Raw genomic sequence first — 3,559 nt, forward strand, 5'->3', positions numbered from 1 at the left:
CCCGCTGGTCGTCGCTATGCGAACCGCATCACGTCTGAACTCGTCGCTGTATCTTGGTGCCATGTCTTGTCTCCTTCATTGCGAATATCGCTCGAAAGAGGCCGGAACTAAATCGGGACAAGACCAAACAGTTTCCTTATATCCTTGCCCTTCTTAGGGATGAGACGTGCAGGAATTGGTTCATAATCTTCTGTGACGATCTCGGGAAACAATTCGGTGATTTCATTCCGAACCTCTGGCTCTAGCGCCTTAAGAGCCTCAGGTCCTGTGAACAGACTTTCAGCAGGGGATCCGTTTGCCCATACAATTTCGTGTTTTTCAAACAGAATGTGATAATATTCCACTTGTTCTACATCACAAGCTTCGTGAATCCCATTGAAACCAACGAAATGAATCGCGGGAACAAGTAATTCGGGCGCCCCAAATACGCGATCAGCAACTTTGGAGCGAACCAGCATTCTATGCTGACGCGACACCAGTAAATCCTGATGCGGCAATCCAGAACCAAATGCCCCGGCAGGAATACGCACAGGTCTCAGTTTTGGGTTTATGGCAAAATCAATTTCATCTCGTTTGGTTGAGCCAATCCAACGAATGGCTTCACAGCCATCATCCATCGTCGCTACCAGATCCCCAACGCATAATTTCTCAATCGGAATCTCACCTTCAGGCGTTTTGATCAGCGTCCCACGAGTAAAGCAAACAATCAGATGTGTATCGTTGAATAACACAGTAGGTGAACTGAGAGTTACGCCGATCGGTGGTATTGTCCCAGGTGGAAGCCCGTTTTGGCCAAGCTCAGACAGTGAAACACCATCACTGACATCAAACCCATTTGGGATAAACGCCATGAAAAAACTGGTTTCCGTCTGTGCTGTACTGTGGTTGCTCTGGTGAATTGCCCCATCCATATTGATATCAAAATCAAACATGATTGCTGTATAGGTATTTCCATCACTGCCTTGCAACGTGGCGATAGTCTCGGCGGAAATAAATCGGGCACCCGGGTTAATCACCGATCCGCCTATCACGTACTGCGTAGGGTCAAATGGAATATCATCGGATCCGTCGGTAATATCAATATCGCCAGCAAGAACATTAGGGTCTGCACCGTCAGAAATGATGATGGTTTCAGACGGACCCGTGATTTTGTAGGTCTGTGTATGATTGGCAAACGGGTTCACCTTAGCATGAACACCACCCGCCTTAAAACTGGTGTTTCGGTAACCTTCAAATGTAAATGGCATGACTATTCCGCAAGTTGATGGATTGAGTTGCGGAACAAGAATTAGCGATTACGAACTATTGCGCCCCAACCCTAAGGATGGGTTGGGAAATATTGAGAGATCAATCGACACATTTCAGCACGCCTGGTTGCGGGGCTGCACACGTCATTATTTTTGATCAAGCTTTCGTGTATCGTTGGTTCTGCCGCCTCGATCTATCTGATGCGGTGCCCAACCATTCGACCTTTTCCAAGAACAGACATGGCCGATTTCGGGAAAGCGAACTGCTACGCCACCTCTTCGAGAAGACTGTTGCGCGCTGCATTTCGGACGGCTTAGTGGGTGGGCAACGGCTTCAGCTAACGTTTGCGCGCCCACGTTCAATGAATAGCTATACACAGTAGAGCGGAAGTGGTCCAGATTTTGCCTCGGCGTTTGACGGCTCCCAGCCCGAAGCGAACCAACTGGAGGAGTCTTGGTTCGAGCACGCCGCACCTGCACACTGTGCGCCTCACTTTCCTCAGAGCAGACATTCAAGCGGTCAAAAGTCGATTTTTGCGGTCAGTGGCTGGTCTGAGCCAGAGTTACCTTAAAATTCTTTAAACGAAACTCACCGCACCTGCCCTGTAAGGATATCATGGATTTTGTAGACATCGAGGGGATCATTAGAATGCGAAGGGTAGACGAACATTAGATATCCGAGTTTTGAGTTGCCGGTGTCTTGTCGGTTTACCAGAACGAATGGACCACCCCGATCAATGTGAAGATATTGACCGCCCCAGCCATCTGCAGCAATGATGTCGCGTTCGGAATTAAGCCACCACAGATACCCGTAACCATCGTAGGCCCGTGTGCTCAGTTTTGAGAAGGGTTGAGTTGTTAGAGAAATCCAATCAGTCGGTACAACTTGTTCCCCGTTCCAGGCACCACCTTGCTGTACCAAAAAGCCTATTCTTGCTAGATCACGCGCGCTCATGTGGATTCTGTATGTGCGATGTTGGGTGCTGGAAGTGTCAGAATCGTAGATCACGTGTGATGAATGGAAATCCTGCAGACCCAACGGTTGAGCCAGCCAGTTGTCGATGGCGACGCCAAGAGACAAACTGGTTTCTTGCTCGAAAATAGTGCCAAGGACATTGAAATCCCAGTTGTTGTAGTAGTGGTTTTCACCGGGCAAATATTGACCGCGGGTGGGCCGCCCATCTTTCATATTTTGCGTTTCAGCACCTGAGGCCAGATAAACGCCTGAACGCGCTTGTAATAAATGAGCTATGGTGGCGGTTTTTTCGACGTCCGTCAGCGGTGTTTGGGTTTCGTCGATACCTAATTCACCAAGTGTCGAATTGACATCAAGCAACCCCTTTTCCTGAGCGATGCCAAATAGTAAGCTGATGATGCTTTTGCGTCCGGAGTGGAGGTTTGAAGGAACGTCAGTTGGGCCGTATTCAAAGATAATTTCGCCATTCTCGAGTGCGATCAGTGCATCCGTGCCAGCGGCTTCATGTCTGATGAAATCAGTTAGCAATGCAGCCCTCTCGCTCGAAATGGCAGATGCTACAACTTGCATTGGAACGGGGTTAGACCCTTTGGCCGTTCGATCTATGAACGGCCTAGATAGCCAGAATATCGAGGTCAAAAGAACCACGACGCACAAAACCCCGAGTACTTTTAGTCGCGAAAAATATTGTTTCCGAGAAGACATCTTTTTGTCCCTATATAATTGTAACTTTGAGATGTTTGCACCGCCAACATCAGCGGCAGTAGAGGTCAATTGCCTCAAGTCTGTATTGTAAATTTTTGGTTCCGCTAAGCAGAAATCAACCCTATATCAAAATTTGAAGTGAATAATTAGTGCGCATGGTGCCAAAGGGCATCTCTTCTGAGAACGAGAACAATGTCCGCACTGCCGACATCCAAACCTAGAACGTTGCCACAACCCTCGCTAATGGCCGGTTCTCACGCTGTCCCGCAGCACGCTCCGGTAAACTTCCGGGGCTGAAGGCCCGACTTTGCAAATGTCGCTATCTGCCGATTCCCGACCTTGGTGGAGAACGCAGCAAAGGTCCGCTTCCCGCCCTTCGTGAGGTCACGGCTTTGACCCGCCCGGCAAGGACCGGGCGGGTTTGAGAGATGAGGGGCATGTCTTATTTATTCGATACCGAAGCGTCCGTTGGGGCAATGCCATGGGAGCAGTTTGTCGTATTGTGGACTTCATGGATTTGTCGTGTAGGGCAAGTCGCCGCGCCGCATTTGGAGTACGTTCTTCGATTTCTGCCTATCGGCTGCATGATTAGCGCGCTCTGCGCACAAAAAAGCCCGCCTCAGTATTTCTA

At 49.2% G+C, this 3,559-nt stretch carries 3 protein-coding genes and 1 pseudogene; 2 read left to right on the forward strand and 2 right to left on the reverse strand.

All coding sequences use genetic code 11. From position 1 onward, the window contains the following. Positions 1-107: 107 nt before the first annotated feature. Entirely contained in the window at positions 108-1,247 is a 1,140-nt protein-coding gene (locus H1D41_RS18140) for a Hint domain-containing protein (protein WP_228850252.1), read from the reverse strand. A 170-nt stretch (positions 1,248-1,417) separates the two neighbouring features. On the opposite strand from H1D41_RS18140, the pseudogene H1D41_RS18145 reads away from it, so the two are divergent. Continuing rightward, positions 1,418-1,576: pseudogene (locus H1D41_RS18145) on the forward strand (transposase); the annotation flags it as partial. Between the two features lie 260 nt (positions 1,577-1,836). Here the strand turns inward: H1D41_RS18145 and H1D41_RS18150 are convergent. Next, the gene (locus H1D41_RS18150) at positions 1,837-2,793 is read right to left on the reverse strand and encodes a serine hydrolase domain-containing protein (RefSeq protein WP_228850253.1); all 957 of its coding nucleotides are present in this window, start codon (positions 2,791-2,793) and stop codon (positions 1,837-1,839) included. Between the two features lie 572 nt (positions 2,794-3,365). On the opposite strand from H1D41_RS18150, the gene H1D41_RS18155 reads away from it, so the two are divergent. After that, positions 3,366-3,559 (forward strand): hypothetical protein (locus H1D41_RS18155; protein ID WP_228850254.1); only part of this gene is annotated, 194 nt, incomplete at its 3' end.

The sequence above is a fragment of the Halocynthiibacter styelae genome (assembly GCF_016123485.1).
GTDB classification, from domain to species: domain Bacteria; phylum Pseudomonadota; class Alphaproteobacteria; order Rhodobacterales; family Rhodobacteraceae; genus Halocynthiibacter; species Halocynthiibacter styelae.

Excerpts from the sequence above, each read along its gene's own strand:
- H1D41_RS18140 (WP_228850252.1), bottom strand. The coding sequence starts at position 1,247 with ATGCCATTTACATTTGAAGGTTACCGAAACACCAGTTTTAAGGCGGGT.
- H1D41_RS18150 (WP_228850253.1), bottom strand. The coding sequence starts at position 2,793 with ATGCAAGTTGTAGCATCTGCCATTTCGAGCGAGAGGGCTGCATTGCTA.